The sequence below is a fragment of the Corynebacterium sp. MSK006 genome, from assembly GCF_030232385.1.
In the GTDB taxonomy this organism is placed as follows: Bacteria; Actinomycetota; Actinomycetes; order Mycobacteriales; family Mycobacteriaceae; genus Corynebacterium; species Corynebacterium frankenforstense_A.
This window is the reverse complement of record NZ_JASPJZ010000001.1, coordinates 19,822-32,779: the sequence shown is the minus strand read 5'-3', so window position 1 is coordinate 32,779 and position 12,958 is coordinate 19,822. Positions and strand designations below refer to the sequence as shown.

Annotated in this window: 11 protein-coding genes and 2 pseudogenes; 8 read left to right on the top strand and 5 right to left on the bottom strand. The window is 72.6% G+C overall.

All coding sequences use genetic code 11. The features are described from left to right. Positions 1-158 precede the first annotated feature (158 nt). Genes QQA02_RS00130 through QQA02_RS00110 form a run of 5 tightly spaced genes read left to right on the top strand, consistent with a single transcriptional unit; the run spans position 159 to position 4,169 of the window. On the top strand, positions 159-863 hold the full coding sequence (locus QQA02_RS00130; RefSeq protein WP_284773266.1) for a thiamine phosphate synthase: 705 nt from the start codon (positions 159-161) through the stop codon (positions 861-863). Then, positions 863-1,993 carry a glycine oxidase ThiO gene (gene thiO, locus QQA02_RS00125; protein ID WP_284862903.1) on the top strand — a complete coding sequence of 377 codons (1,131 nt, stop codon included), beginning with the start codon at positions 863-865 and terminating at the stop codon, positions 1,991-1,993. Before QQA02_RS00130 ends, thiO begins: the two co-directional genes overlap by 1 nt. A 49-nt stretch (positions 1,994-2,042) precedes the next feature. Beyond that, complete coding sequence (thiS, locus tag QQA02_RS00120; RefSeq protein WP_284862902.1) at positions 2,043-2,240, top strand: sulfur carrier protein ThiS; 198 nt, start codon at positions 2,043-2,045, stop codon at positions 2,238-2,240. Positions 2,241-2,242: 2 nt separating this feature from the next. Beyond that, complete coding sequence (locus QQA02_RS00115; RefSeq protein WP_284862901.1) at positions 2,243-3,034, top strand: thiazole synthase; 792 nt, start codon at positions 2,243-2,245, stop codon at positions 3,032-3,034. A 10-nt stretch (positions 3,035-3,044) separates the two neighbouring features. Further along, complete coding sequence (locus tag QQA02_RS00110; protein ID WP_284862900.1) at positions 3,045-4,169, top strand: ThiF family adenylyltransferase; 1,125 nt, start codon at positions 3,045-3,047, stop codon at positions 4,167-4,169. Between the two features lie 51 nt (positions 4,170-4,220). On the opposite strand, the gene QQA02_RS00105 is transcribed toward QQA02_RS00110, so the two are convergent. Beyond that, a complete protein-coding gene (locus tag QQA02_RS00105) occupies positions 4,221-6,551 on the bottom strand; it encodes a Tex family protein (RefSeq protein ID WP_284862899.1) in 2,331 nt (776 codons plus the stop codon). Between the two features lie 133 nt (positions 6,552-6,684). Between QQA02_RS00105 and QQA02_RS00100 the strand changes: the two genes are divergently transcribed. After that, the gene (locus QQA02_RS00100) at positions 6,685-7,104 is read left to right on the top strand and encodes a GntR family transcriptional regulator (RefSeq protein WP_284862898.1); all 420 of its coding nucleotides are present in this window, start codon (positions 6,685-6,687) and stop codon (positions 7,102-7,104) included. Continuing rightward, positions 7,101-8,027, top strand: a complete 927-nt coding sequence (locus QQA02_RS00095) for a DUF1648 domain-containing protein (protein ID WP_284862897.1) — start codon at positions 7,101-7,103, stop codon at positions 8,025-8,027. The genes QQA02_RS00100 and QQA02_RS00095 overlap by 4 nt, the downstream gene beginning before the upstream one ends. Positions 8,028-8,077: 50 nt before the next feature. Here QQA02_RS00095 and QQA02_RS00090 read toward each other — a convergent pair. After that, positions 8,078-9,463: pseudogene (locus QQA02_RS00090) on the bottom strand (anaerobic C4-dicarboxylate transporter). A gap of 193 nt (positions 9,464-9,656) precedes the next feature. After that, positions 9,657-10,487, bottom strand: a complete 831-nt coding sequence (locus QQA02_RS00085; protein WP_284862896.1) for a sulfite exporter TauE/SafE family protein — start codon at positions 10,485-10,487, stop codon at positions 9,657-9,659. A gap of 26 nt (positions 10,488-10,513) precedes the next feature. Between QQA02_RS00085 and QQA02_RS00080 the strand changes: the two genes are divergently transcribed. After that, positions 10,514-11,035, top strand: coding sequence for a CGNR zinc finger domain-containing protein (locus QQA02_RS00080; RefSeq protein WP_284862895.1), 522 nt, complete (start codon positions 10,514-10,516; stop codon positions 11,033-11,035). 463 nt (positions 11,036-11,498) lie between these two features. On the opposite strand, the pseudogene trmD reads toward QQA02_RS00080, so the two are convergent. Both trmD and rimM read right to left on the bottom strand, forming a co-directional pair. Then, positions 11,499-12,314, bottom strand: a pseudogene (gene trmD, locus QQA02_RS00075) (tRNA (guanosine(37)-N1)-methyltransferase TrmD); the annotation flags it as partial. A gap of 10 nt (positions 12,315-12,324) precedes the next feature. Beyond that, positions 12,325-12,834 carry a ribosome maturation factor RimM gene (rimM, locus tag QQA02_RS00070; protein WP_284773255.1) on the bottom strand — a complete coding sequence of 170 codons (510 nt, stop codon included), beginning with the start codon at positions 12,832-12,834 and terminating at the stop codon, positions 12,325-12,327. Between the last annotated feature and the right edge of the window lie 124 nt (positions 12,835-12,958).

The window sequence follows — 12,958 nt, the reverse complement described above, 5'->3', positions numbered from 1 at the left end:
GGCCGGCGGGCCTACACTTGCGCATCGCAACCAGAAATCCACGGGAGCCCTGCCCCGGTCACGCCGGAGGCCCCAGGGGCTGAGAGAGCGCGTGCGGCGCGCGAAACCGTTTGAACCTGTCCGGCCAGCACCGGCGGAGGAAGAGAGGTCGGGCCGTCGTGGCCGCAGAACCAGACCTGAGATGCTACCTGGTCACCGGGGCCGGCACCCCGGAGCACATCACGAAGGTCGCCGCCGCGGCCGCCCGCGGCGGAGCCGGGGTCATCCAGGTGCGCTCGAAGCCCATCGACGCCGGCGACCTGCTCGAGCTGACCGTCTCGGTCGCCCGCGCCGTCGCTGAGGCCAACCCCGTCACGAGGGTGCTCGTCGACGACCGCGTCGACGTCGCCGCCGCCGCCATGGCCCGCGGCGAGAACGTCCACGGCGTCCACGTCGGCCAGACCGACCTGCCCGTGGCCGACGTGCGCCGCCTGCTCGGAAAGGACGCGATCATCGGGCTGACCACCGGCACCCGCGAGCTGGTCGAGGCCGCCAACGTGCACGCGGCCGCAGGCCTGATCGACTACGTCGGCTGCGGGCCCTACAAGCCCACCCCGACCAAGGACTCCGGGCGCAATCCCCTCGGCGTCGAGGCCTACCGGGAGCTCACGGAGCTCTGCGAGGTCCCCATGGTCGCCATCGGCTCGGTGACCGCCGAGGACGCCCCCGCCCTGGCTGCCACAGGTGTCGCCGGGGTCGCCGTGGTGCGCGCCCTGATGAACGCCGAGGACCCGGCCGGATACGCCGCCCGCATCGTCGCGGCCTTCTCCCCCGCGGGCGCCGCGCCCGGCGGGGCCAACGGACACGGAAACGAGGAATTCTGATGAGCCACGTCACCGTCATCGGCGCCGGCCTGGTCGGCCTGGCCACCGCCTTCGAGCTGACCGAGCGCGGGGCGGACGTCACCGTCGTCGACCCGGCCCCCGCCGGCCAGGCGACCCACTTCGCCGGCGGCATGCTCGCCCCGGTCGCCGAGGTGCAGTACCGCCAGGAGCCGCTCTACCCGCTCATGCTCGACTCCGCGGCGCGCTACCCGGACCTGATCGAGCGGGTCTCGGCCGCCACCGAGCTGCCGACCGGCCACCGCACCGACGGCACGCTCGTCGTCGCCGCCGACCGCGCCGACGCCACCCACCTGGCGGAGCTGGCCGCCCACCAGTCGGCCCACGAGATGACCGTCGAGCGCATCACCGTGCGCGAGGCCCGCCACCTGGAGCCGGGGCTCTCCCCCAACCTGGCCAGCGCCGTGTCCATCCCCGGCGACCACGAGGTCGCCCCGCGCCAGTTCGCCGAGGCGCTCATCGACGCCCTGAGGTCCCGCGGCGTCGAGTTCATCGCCGAGAAGGCCACCGCCCTGGTCCGGGCCGCAGACGACGCGGCGGCCGCGGTGACCGCCGTGCGCACGGAGTCGCACACGCTGCCCGTCGCCGACGGTGACTCAGTCGTGCTCGCGACGGGGCTCGGGGCGTCGGAAATCGAGGGCGTCAACGCACCGCTGCAACTGCGCCCGGTCTACGGCGACATCCTCATCGCCGCCGCACCGCACGGCGAGGAGCTGATCACCCGCGTGGTGCGCGGCTTCGTCGAGGACCGGCCGATCTACCTGATCCCGCGCGCCGAGGGGCGCATCGCCATCGGGGCGACCAGCCGCGAGGACCACCGAGCCGACACCCCGCTGTTCGCCGTGCGCGACCTTTTGCGCGACGCCTGCCGGGTGGCGCCCTGCCTCGAGGAGGCGGGCATGGTCGAGTGGGGCACCGGCGCACGCCCCGGCACCCCCGACGACCTGCCGTACCTGGGCCGGGAGGGCAGGAACCTGGTGATCTCCACCGGGTACTTCCGCCACGGCATCCTGCTGACCGCGCTGGGCGCGGCCGTCGGCGCCGAGATGGCGCTCGGCGCCGAGGCCCCCGAACTCATCGCCGCCTGCGACCCGCGCCGTGCGCGACGCTGACGCGCCGCGCACCAGACAAGCCCAAAAGGAAAAGGAGCGAAACAGCACCATGATCCACTACACGGTCAACGACGAGCCCCGCGAGGGCGAGCCGCTCACCGTCGCCGAGCTCGTCGACGCCGAGGTCGGCACCCGCACCGGGGTCGCCGTCGCCGTCGACGGCGAGGTCGTGCCCGCCTCCGGGTGGGACCGCCGCGTCAACGAGGGCGAGCGCGTCGACGTGCTCACCGCCGTCCAGGGAGGTTAAGAATGCTCACCATCGCCGACAAGCAGTTCCACTCGCACCTGATCATGGGCACCGGCGGGGCGACCTCGCAGGCCATCCTCGAGGAGTCGCTGGTGGCCAGCGGCACCCAGCTGACCACCGTGGCCATGCGGCGTCACTCCGCGGCCACCGGCGGCGGCGAGAGCATCTTCGAGATGCTGCGCCGCCTCGACATCGCCCCGCTGCCCAACACCGCCGGCTGCCGCACCGCCCGCGATGCGGTGACCACCGCCAAGCTCGCCCGCGAGGCGCTGGGCACCGACTGGATCAAGGCCGAGGTCATCGCCGACGAGCACACCCTGCTCCCCGACGCCGTCGAGCTGATCGACGCCTGCGAGCTCCTCGCCGCCGAGGGCTTCACCGTGCTGGCCTACTGCCCCGACGACCCGGTCGTCGCCCGCCACCTCGTCGGCGTGGGCGTGGCCGCGGTGATGCCGCTGGGCTCGCCGATCGGCACCGGGCTGGGCATCCTCAACCCGCACAACATCGAGCTGATCTGTGCGGAGGCCCACCGCCAGGACGTGCCGGTCATCCTCGACGCCGGGGTGGGCACCGCCTCCGACGCCGCCCGCGCCATGGAGCTCGGCTGCGACGGGGTGCTCCTGGCCAGCGCGATCAACCGCTGCCAGGACCCGGTGGCCATGGCGCGCGCGATGCGCCACGCCGTGGAGGCCGGCCGCCTGGCGCGCACCGCCGGGCGCATCCCCCAGCGCGAGCACGCCCGCGCCTCCTCCAGCTTCGAGGGCCTGGCCAGCTGGGCCGACCAGGTGCTCTAGGGGTGAGCCGATGACGATCGAGGAAGGCGAGCTGCGCCGGGTCGCCCGCCAGCTCAACCTGATCACCGCCGCCCAGCAGGAGCGGCTGAATGAAGCGCGCGTGCTGGTCATCGGCGCGGGTGGGCTGGGCTGCCCGCTCATGCAGTCCCTGGCCGCCGTCGGGGTCGGCCACATCCGGCTGCTCGACGACGATACGGTGGATCTCACCAACATCCACCGCCAGGTCCTCTTCGGCGCCGGCGACGTCGGCCGCCGCAAGGTCGAGGTCGCCGCCGAGCGGCTTACCGCCCTGCAGCCGGGAATCGTCGTCGACGCCGCCCAGACCCGGCTGACCACCGACAACGCCCTCGCCGAGTGCGAGGCGGCGGACCTGGTCATCGACGGCTCGGACACCTTCGCCACCAAGTACCTCTCGGCCGACGCCTGCGAGGCCACCGGCACCCCGCTGGTGTGGGGCACGGTGCTGCGCTTCGCCGGCCAGGCCGCGCTGTGGCACTCCGGGCCCGGCGGCGGGGCGGACCGCGGGGTGGGCCTGCGCGACTTCTTCCCCGAGCAGCCCGACGCCGCCTTCGCCCCCGACTGCGCCACCGCCGGCGTGCTGGGCGCGACCACCGCCGTGGTGGGAAACCTCATGGCCACCGAGGCGGTCAAGTGCCTCGCGGGGCTGACCCGCCCCGACGGGGAGCCCGCGTCGGTTGCGGGCCGCGTGCTCAACTACGACGCGCTGGCCGGCACCGTGCGCGCGCTGACGGTGCGCGCCGACGCCGCGCGCGAGCCGGTGACGGGGCTGCGCGACTTCTACGGTGCGGCGTGCGCGGCCTCGATTGACGACGTCGCGTTCGACCCCGAGCGCGCCGAGGCGCGCCGTCTGCTCGAGGAGGTGCGGGCGGGAAAGGCGGTGGCGGTCGACGTGCGCGAGCCACACGAGGTGCTCGTCGAGGACCTCGACTGTGAGTCGGTCAAGCTGCCGCTCTCGCAGCTGAACCCGGACGCGCTGGCCGAGGCGGTGGGTCAGGCGCAGAAGGTCGTGGTCTACTGCGCCTCGGGGGTGCGCAGCGGCATGGTCGTCGACAACGTCGAGCTCGACGGCGTCGAGATCGTCAGCCTGCCGGGTGGGACCGCCGCGCAGCGCTGAGCCGGGCGGCGGTTCCGCCCGGCCGGCGCGGCACCGGGGCCCGGGTGACGCCTAGTCCGCGAGCCCGGCGCGCTTGAGGGCGTCGGCCATCGCGCCGCCACCCGTGTTGCCGCCGCGGCCGTTTGCGCCGCGACCGGAGCGGCCGTTGCCGCGGGTGTTGCCGCGCGCGCCGTTCTTGCTCCGGCCGCGGGAGTTGTCCCGCCCGCCGCACGAGCCCCTGCCCTTGTTGTTGTCCCCGCCGGGCTCGTCGTCGAGGCGCAGGGACAGCCCGATGCGCTGGCGCTCGACGTCGACGTCCATGACCTTGACCTTGACCACCTGGCCGGAGTGGACGACGTCGTGCGGGTCCTTGACAAACGACCGCGACATCGCCGAGACGTGCACCAGGCCGTCCTGGTGGACGCCGACGTCGACGAAGGCGCCGAAGGCGGCGACGTTGGTCACGGTGCCCTCGAGCACCATGCCCGGGGTCAGGTCGGAGACCTTCTCCACGCCCTCGCGGAACTCGGCGGTGCGGAACTCCGGGCGCGGGTCGCGGCCGGGCTTGTCCAGCTCGGCGATGATGTCGGTGACCGTGGGCACGCCGAAGCGCTCGTCAGCGAAGTCCGCGGGCTTGAGCTTCTTGAGCACGTCACTCTTGCCGATCAGCTCGGCGACCCCCAGGCCGGTGGCCTCGGCGATGCGGCGCACCACCGGGTAGGCCTCCGGGTGCACGGCCGAGGCGTCCAGCGGGTCCGCCCCGCCGTTGATGCGCAGGAAGCCCGCGGACTGCTCGAAGGCCTTCGGGCCCAGGCGCGGGACCTTGCCCAGTTCCTTGCGGGTGGTGAAGCTGCCGTGCTCGTCGCGGTAGGCGACGATGTTGCCGGCCACGGTCGCCGAGATGCCGGCGACGCGCTCGAGCAGCGGCACCGAGGCGGTGTTGAGGTCCACGCCGACGCCGTTGACGGCGTCCTCGACGACGTCGTCGAGGGTGTGGGCGAGGCGGGTCTGGTTGACGTCGTGCTGGTACTGGCCCACCCCGATGGCCTTGGGGTCGACCTTGACCAGCTCGGCGAGCGGGTCCTGCAGGCGGCGGGCGATGGAGACCGCGCCGCGCAGGGCGACGTCCATGTCCGGGAACTCGGCGGCGGCGACCTCGCTGGCCGAGTAGACCGAGGCGCCGGACTCGCTGACCACGACCGGGGTCGGACGTGTCCCGCCGGCAGCGGCGATGAGGTCGGCGACCTCGCCGGCCAGCTTGTCGGACTCGCGCGAGGCGGTGCCGTTGCCCACGGCGATCAGCTCGACGCCGTGCTCGGCGGCCAGACCGGCGAGGGTGTCGCGGGCGGCGCCCCAGCGGTTCTGCGGGGCGTGCGGGTAGACGACCACGGTGTCGAGCACCTTGCCTGTGGCGTCGACGACGGCGCACTTGACGCCGTTGCGGTAGCCGGGGTCCAGCCCCAGCACGGCGCGCTGGCCGGCCGGGGCGGCCAGCAGGACGTCGCGCAGGTTGGTCGCGAAGATGCCCAGGGCGTCGTCCTCGGCGCGCTCGCGCAGGCGCATGCGCGCGTCCAGTCCCGCGCTCACGGCGAGCTTGGTGCGCCACCCGAAGCCCACGGCGTCGGCAATCCAGCTGGAACGCTCGACGGGCAGCTCGGCGCGGCGCGCGATCAGCCCGGTGTAGAAGGTTTCGTCGCCGCCGTCGAGGCCGAGGTGGAGCACGCCCTCCTTCTCGCCGCGCAGCAGGGCGAGGATGCGGTGGCCGGGCAGCTCGGTCAGCGGCTCGGAGAACTCGAAGTAGTCGCGGTACTTCTGGCCCTCGGCTTCCTTGCCCTCGATGACCCGGGAGCTTACGGTACCGCGGGAGTAGAACTCCTCGCGCACCTCGCCGACCAGGTCGGCGTCCATGGCCAGGTCGTCGACGAGGATGTCGCGCGCGCCCTCGAGCGCGGCAGCGGTGTCCTCGTAGCCCTCGGTGGTGAAGGCCTCGGCGAGGGCGGCCGGGTCGGCGCCGGGCTCGGCGACGAGCTTCTCGACCAGCGGGACGAGTCCGGCCTCGCGGGCCTTGTCGGCGCGGGTCTTGCGGCGCTTCTTGAACGGCCGGAAGAGGTCCTCCAGGCGCGCCTTGGTCTCGCAGGCGGCGATCAGCTCCCGCAGCGTGTCGGTCAGCTTGCCCTGCTCCTCGATGGCGGCGAGCACCGTCTCCTTGCGCTCCTCGAGTTCGCACAGGTAGGTGGCGCGTTCCTCGAGGCGGCGCAGCTGGGTGTCGTCGAGGCCGCCGGTGGCCTCCTTGCGGTAGCGGGCGATGAAGGGCACGGTGTTGCCCTCGTCGAGCAGCGCGAGGGCGGCGTCGACCTGGTCGGTGCGCACCCCGAGTTCCTCTGCGATACGGGTGGAGATCATTGGGGTGATTCTAGGGGGCACGCGGTGCCAGGCCTCGCGCGGGTGTGCGCGGGTCGCCCGGCCACGCGGGTGTGCGCGGATCCACAAAAGGTTACTATTGAACTAGTTGTACTAGTTCATCTATACTTGAACCGTGATCATCCGCACCGACCCCTCCGACCCCACGCCGATCTACCGGCAGATCGCGCTGCAGACCGCCGCCCAGATCCGCGACGGCACGCTCGCCCGCGGCGAGCGGCTGCCCACCGCGGCCCAGCTCGCCCGCTCGCTGGAGGTCAACCGCAACACCACGCTGCAGGCCTACCGGCTGCTGCGCGACGAGGGCCTGATCGACCTGCGCCGCGGCCGCGGGGCCGTGGTGCGTGCGGCCGCGCCGGCACCCGCACGGGATGCCGCCCCGACCCCCGCTCCGAGCCCCTCCCCGACCCCGCCCGACTCCCCCACCGACCCCGACCTCGACGCGCTCGCCGCGCGGATGGCCGACGCCGCCCTGGCCGCCGACGCCTCCCTCGATGACGTGGTGCACCTGCTGCACCGGAAAGGACTGTCATGACACTCACCGCCCGATACCCGATGGTCACCGGAAGCCTCGGCGCCCTCGTCGTCGCGGGTGCCGCCGTCTGGTCGGCCCTGCGCGTGCCGCAGTCGCCCGACCCGGCGGCCGTGCACTTCGACCCCAACGGCGTGGCCGACGGCTTCGCCTCCCCCTGGGCGGCCTGGGCCGGGATGCTCGCGCTCAACGTGCTGCTCCTCGTCGCCTTCGTCGCTACCGCGCGCGTGGCCGGCAGCCGCTGGATCACAGCGACCTGGGCCTTCAGCCTGGGCGTGACCTCGGCGGTCCAGGTCAGCATCGCGACGGCCAACGCGGGCCTTGCCGACGCCGCCGCGGCCCGGCTCGGGTTCACCGACGTCGCCGCCACGCTGCTCTTCGGCATGGGCGTGGCCGTGTTCATCGGCCTCGTTCCCCCGAGGCCCACGATTGACGACGCCGCGCGCACGCCCGCGCCCGCCGAGGTACCGGCGGGCGGAGCGGTGGCGTGGGCCGGCGCGGCGGTCTACCCCGCCGGGATGCGCGCCTTCCTCGTTGTGCTGGTGCTGGCGATGGTGGCGCTGACCATCGTGACCGCGAGCCTGTTCGCCCTGGGGGCGACCGCGCTGACGGTCGCGGCCGTGCTCTTCGCCGGCGGCTGGCGGCTGCGCGCCGATTCCGAGGGCCTGCACTACACCGGGGTCTTCGGCTGGCCGGACTCGCTGGTGCCGGCCGCCGAGATCGAGTCAGCCGAGGTCTTCGACCTGCGTCCCGGCCAGTGGGGCGGGTGGGGCTACCGCACCCAGCCCGGGGCCACGGCCCTAGTCACCCGCGGCGGCACGGCGCTGCGCCTGAAACTGACCGGCGGGCGGATCTTCGCCGCCACCTGTTCAGACCCCGAGGGCGCGGCCGCGGTGCTCAACCGGTACGCGGGCGGACGGGACTAGGCGCAGCCGGTCGGGCGCGCCTGGTCCGGGTTCTCCCGGATCGATCACGCCTAGAGCAGCAGCTGCGCCAGGCCGGAGCCGACGACGCAGGAGGTCAGCACGCAGATCGCGCCCGGGATCAGGAAGGAATGGTTGATCACGAACTTGCCGATGCGCGTCGTTCCCGTGGTGTCGAAGCCGATGCAGGCCAGATCCGAGGGGTAGGTCGGCAGGATCCAGTAGCCATAGGCGGCGCCGCAGAAGCCGATGACGACCACCGGGTCCACGCCGAGGGCCAGGCCGATCGGGGCGATGGCCACCAGGGCCGCACCCTGGGAGTTGACCAGCTTCGAGGTGATCAGCAGCGCCAGCGCGTAGGTCCACGGGGCGGCGGCGACAACCTCGCCGAGGACGTTCGTGAGCTGGTCGAGGTGCGCGGAGAAAAACGTGTCCGCCATCCAGGCGACGCCGAAGACGGAGAACACGGCGGTCATGCCGGCCTTGAAGACGGCCGTCGAGGCGATCTTCCTGTGGTTGACCTTGCAGGCGATCAGCATGATCGCGCCGCCGACGAGCATGAGCATCTGGATGACCAGGTTCATCGACAGCGGCTTGGCGGCGCCGTCGTCGTCCGGGAAGGACGGGCGCAGCGACTCGAAGGCGCCGAGGATGACCACGAGGATGATGACGGTGAAGAAGATCCACACGGCCCGGTAGGCCGACGGCGGGAAGGTCTTGCCGATCAGGGTCTGGCCCTGGCCCTCGAGCTGGGCGGCGAACTCCGGGTCCTTCAGGCGCTCCTGGAATACCGGGTCCTTGTCCAGGTCCTTGCCGCGGCGCATCGACCACAGTGCGGCGAGCAGCACGCCGCACAGGGAGGCCGGCATAGCGACCATGAGGATCTACGGGATGGAGAAGGAGGTGTGGGTGACCCCGGCGTTCTCGGCGAGGATGGAGGCCAGGGAGACGGTGGCCACCGAAACCGGGGAGGCCGTGATGCCCATCTGGGCGGCGGTCGAGGAGACGGCCATGGGGCGCTCGGGGCGGATGCCCTTCTTCAGCGCGATGTCCTGGATGATCGGGAACATCGTGTAGACGACGTGGCCGGTGCCGCACAGCACGGTCAGCGACCAGGTGGTGATCGGCGCCAGGATGGTGACCATCTCCGGCTTCTTGCGCAGCAGTTTCTCCGCGAACTGCATCATCACGTCGAGGCCCTTGCCCTGTTGCAGGGTGGCCGCACAACCGATGACGGCGACGATGGTCAGCATCACCGAGACCGGCGGCTCGCCGGGGGTCAGGCCGAAAAGGAAGACGAGGATGACCAGGCCGATGCCGGAGATGAGGCCCAGCCCGATGCCGCCGAAGCGGGTGCCCATCAGCAGACAGCCGAGGATCACCAGAATCTGCAGCACGATGGCGACCCCGGAGGAGGGGTCGAGAAGTGAAGCCAGCATGGTAGCTCACTTTCGGATCGATTGACAGTGCCTGTCAATATCATTTCGCTTAACCAGGAAACCGGAAACCAACCGGGCGCGATCCCACGTCTAATCGGACACACTTCCGCGTATTTTCAGACACATTCGAAAGAATTAAACTTCCGGTTTCAGCGGTCGGCCGACCGCGCCAGGACGGCCGAGGGCCCGCCGGTCAGCGCGTGGTGACAGTGAGCACGATGGCACCGGCCACGCCGGCGGCGACGAGCAGGCGCAGCACGCGGTCGTCGATGCGCGCGACGATCTTGGTGCCCAGCCAGCCACCAACGGCGTTGCCCGCCGAGAGTGCGACGACGGCGGCCAGCGCGGGCATGGCGACCAGCGCATAGGAGATCGCGCCGGTCAGGTTGAACGACAGCTGGACCAGCTTGGCGGTGGCCAGGCCGGTGCGCAGGCCCGCCCCCAGCACGAACTGCATGACGAGGATGAGGACGCTGCCGGTGGCAGGCCCCAGCAGGCCGTCGTAAAAGCCCAGCACGATCACACCGCTGGCCATGCCCGCGAGCACCCCGGCGGTGGGCACCCCGGCGCGCTCGGGCACGCGCACCTTCGGCTGGATAAGCAGGACGTAGGCGAGCACGACGACCAGGGAGGCGACCAGCAACGGGGTGAACTGGTCGGTGTCCAGCCTGCTGGCCAGCCACACGCCGGCGATCACGCCGGGAAGCCCCGCCCCGAGCGCGACCGCGGTGGTGCGCCCGTCAGGGCTGGCCACGCCCTCGGTCCGCCGGAAGCGGGTGAAGGAGACGGCGTTTCCCACCGCAGCAGAGACCTTATTGAGCGCCATGATCGGCGCCACGGCACCGGCGCCGGGGCCGGCCAGGGCGAACAACGCGGGGATCTGCAGCATGCCGCCACCACCGGTGGTGGCGTCGACGATGCCGGCGGCGATCCCGACGGCGAGCAGTGCCAGCAGCGCGAGCCACAGGCCCGCGTCCCCGAGGGAACCCTCCCAGGGCAGTCCCGCGGCAAGTACGTCAGTCATGGACCTCAGTCTGGTGTAATGGCATTATGCATATCAACCCTTACGGCTCGGACGCGGCGGTTCTCGCCTGTGCACTGCGCAATCGGCCGCCCTCCTCCCCCGTCGAGCTCGACGCCGTCTGCGCCGAGCACGGTCTCAACCTCGAGGAGAAGACGACCGGGAGGGACCTCGAGCAGGTGCTGGGTTTCCTCGACGACTGGGCCGCGGTGCCGGACCCCGGAACGGACGAGGCCGCACGCATCGGGCGGGTCAACGAGCTCCTGGCGGCCTGGGCGGGCCCGCCGCAGCTGACCAACCACGCCGGCGACGGCTGGCACCTGCACTACCGCCCGGCGCCGGCGTCCACGGCGCGGATCGTGTGCACGATGCTCTCGGTGGGCACCGCTCTCTTCCTCATCGAGCGCGGCACCGACGCGATCGCGACCTGCGCGGCCGAGGGCTGTCAGGCGGTCTTCGCCGACCGCTCGCGCAACCGCACCCAGCGCTACTGCTCGCCGGCGTGCGCCAACCGCGAGGCGGTGCGCCGCCACCGGCGCCGGGCGCGGTGACCCGCGAGCGTCAGTCGTCGCCCTGCCAGGCGCAGGCGGCCGAGCCGGCGTCGCCGGCCTCGGGGTCGACGCCGCCCTCGTAGGAGGAGCCGTACCAGTAGGCGCCCTTGGGCAGGGCGGCGACGACGGCCTTGGTCACCTCGCGAAGCTCCAGCTCGGTGGTGCCGGTGACCGTGACCCGGTGGAGCACCTCGGCGATCGGCGGGTGGCCCTCGCGCTGGGCGTACTCGGTGACCAGCATGTTGTCCGGCTCGCAGGTGAAGTCGGTCTCGGCGGCCCAGATCTGCGCGCCGGCCACACCCGCGGCGGCGAGCGTGCCCGGCATCGCCTCGGCGATCGCGGGCCACTCGACCGGCGGGATGAGCAGCTGCAGGTCGCAGTGCACCGCGCGGCCGGCGGCCGCCCCGGCGGCGTCGTCTCCAGCGCCCGCCGGCTCGGCCTCGGCGGCCTCGGCGAGTCCGGCGAGGAAGTCCCTGTCCGCCGCGGTGAGTTCCGCGGCGTCGAGCAGCTCGGGCCGGCGCCGCCAGGTGCGCTCCAGGGAGCGCTCGCGGTGCCAGCGGTCGACGCGGGCGTGGTCGCCGGAGAAGAGCACCTCGGGCACGTCGAGCCCGCGCCAGCTGCGCGGCTTGGTATAGCAGGGCCCCTCGAGCAGCCCGTCGGAGAAGCTGTCCTCTTCGTGGCTGCGCCGGTTGCCCAGCACGCCGGGGATGAGCCGCACCACGGCCTCGGCGATGACCAGGGCGGCGACCTCGCCGCCGATGAGCACATAGTCGCCGATGGAGACCTCGCGCACACGGTAGCGGCCGGCGGCGTCGTCGATGACGCGCTGGTCGATGCCCTCGTAGCGCCCGCAGGCGAAGACGATGTGGTCCTCGGCGGACCAGGCGCGCGCGTCGGACTGGGTGAAGGGCCGGCCCGCGGGCGTCGGCACGATCAGCAGCGGCAGGTCGGCGTCCTCGCCGGGGTAGGCCTGCGGGGCCACGCCGTTGAGCTCGTCGTGGCGCGCGGCGTCGCGGTGGGGCTCGGCGCTGGCCAGCTCGTGGCCGGCGCGCCCGGCGGCGACGTCGTCGAGGGCCGGGCCCCACACCTCCGGCTTCATGACCATGCCGGGCCCGCCGCCGTAGGGCGAGTCGTCGACGGACTGGTGCACGCCCGGCGCCCAGTCGCGCAGGTCGTGCACGCCGACGGTGAGGCGGCCCTGCTCGATGGCCTTGCCCAGCAGGGCGTGGCGCAGGGGGTCGAGGTACTCGGGGAAGATGGTGATGACGTCGAGGCGCACGTGGCGCAGTCTAGCCGCCCTGGAGGTCGAGCAGACCCTCCGGCGGGTCGACGGTCAGCGTCCCGGCGTCCAGGTCGACCTCGGGGACGATGTCGGCGACGAAGGGCACCAGCGCCTCGCCGCCGCCGTCCAGCCCGATCTCGAGCAGGTTCTGCGCCGGGGCGTGGGTGACACCGGTGACCGTGCCGATGCGCTCGCCGGCGCGCAGCACGGCCAGGCCCTCGAGCTGGTGGTCGTAGTAGCCGTCGTCGTCGGCGTCCTCGCGCGGGGCGGCGAAGAACTGGGTGCCGCGCAGGCTCTCGGCGGCGGTGCGGTCCGCTATCTCCTCGAAGCTGACGAGCAGGCGGCCCTTGTGCGGGCGCACGCCGGCGACGGTCAGCTCGTGGGTGCGTCCGTGCCGGCGCCCGACGAGGTGCTCGCCGACGGCGAAGCGCTCCGCGGGGGTGTCCGTGGTCGGGTCGACGACGACCTCGCCGCGGATGCCGTGGGTCTTGACCACCCGTCCGATCCTCAGTTCCATGTCCGGCAATGCTACCCGCACCGCCCGCGCACACGGTGAGCGCGCGCCCGGCCGGGGGCGTCGTCAATTGACCGCATTTCCACCCGCATTAACACTTTTTATTCCGCCTGTTTACTTTGCGTTA

Excerpts from the sequence above, each read along its gene's own strand:
- thiO (WP_284862903.1), top strand. The coding sequence starts at position 863 with ATGAGCCACGTCACCGTCATCGGCGCCGGCCTGGTCGGCCTGGCCACC.
- thiS (WP_284862902.1), top strand. The coding sequence starts at position 2,043 with ATGATCCACTACACGGTCAACGACGAGCCCCGCGAGGGCGAGCCGCTC.
- QQA02_RS00115 (WP_284862901.1), top strand. The coding sequence starts at position 2,243 with ATGCTCACCATCGCCGACAAGCAGTTCCACTCGCACCTGATCATGGGC.
- QQA02_RS00110 (WP_284862900.1), top strand. The coding sequence starts at position 3,045 with ATGACGATCGAGGAAGGCGAGCTGCGCCGGGTCGCCCGCCAGCTCAAC.
- QQA02_RS00105 (WP_284862899.1), bottom strand. The coding sequence starts at position 6,551 with ATGATCTCCACCCGTATCGCAGAGGAACTCGGGGTGCGCACCGACCAG.
- QQA02_RS00095 (WP_284862897.1), top strand. The coding sequence starts at position 7,101 with ATGACACTCACCGCCCGATACCCGATGGTCACCGGAAGCCTCGGCGCC.
- QQA02_RS00085 (WP_284862896.1), bottom strand. The coding sequence starts at position 10,487 with ATGACTGACGTACTTGCCGCGGGACTGCCCTGGGAGGGTTCCCTCGGG.
- QQA02_RS00080 (WP_284862895.1), top strand. The coding sequence starts at position 10,514 with ATGCATATCAACCCTTACGGCTCGGACGCGGCGGTTCTCGCCTGTGCA.
- rimM (WP_284773255.1), bottom strand. The coding sequence starts at position 12,834 with ATGGAACTGAGGATCGGACGGGTGGTCAAGACCCACGGCATCCGCGGC.